Genomic DNA, 286 nt, shown 5'->3' with positions numbered 1-286 from the left:
GCTCCACTTAGGAACTTGATTTTTTCTATACTTCATTCATTGCTTTCACAATCTTCCATCCTTGATGAAGGCTTGCAATTCTTGCTAGAATATGGGACACTAGAATCATGAAAAAGATACAACGTGAATTTCAAAAAATATATTACAACTTAGACAAGATTCTCTTGCTCTTCTTTACCCTGTTTACCTTTATGGAATTTGTTTGGATACCGCTCAATTCATGGATTTCTGAGGGACTCTTAGCTATGACAGGGCATGCCTACCTTTCACCGACGAATTTAGATCG

At 37.1% G+C, this 286-nt stretch carries 1 protein-coding gene; it reads left to right on the top strand.

Annotated features, from left to right (window positions below):
* Window positions 1-107: 107 nt before the first annotated feature.
* A partial coding sequence (locus tag C1G53_RS11230; protein ID WP_153046725.1) for a glycerophosphoryl diester phosphodiesterase membrane domain-containing protein occupies window positions 108-286 on the top strand: 179 nt, incomplete at its 3' end.

The sequence above is a fragment of the Streptococcus suis genome (genome assembly GCF_002960445.1).
GTDB classification, from domain to species: Bacteria; Bacillota; Bacilli; order Lactobacillales; family Streptococcaceae; genus Streptococcus; species Streptococcus hyiners.
This window is presented reverse-complemented; position numbering and strand designations above follow the sequence as displayed.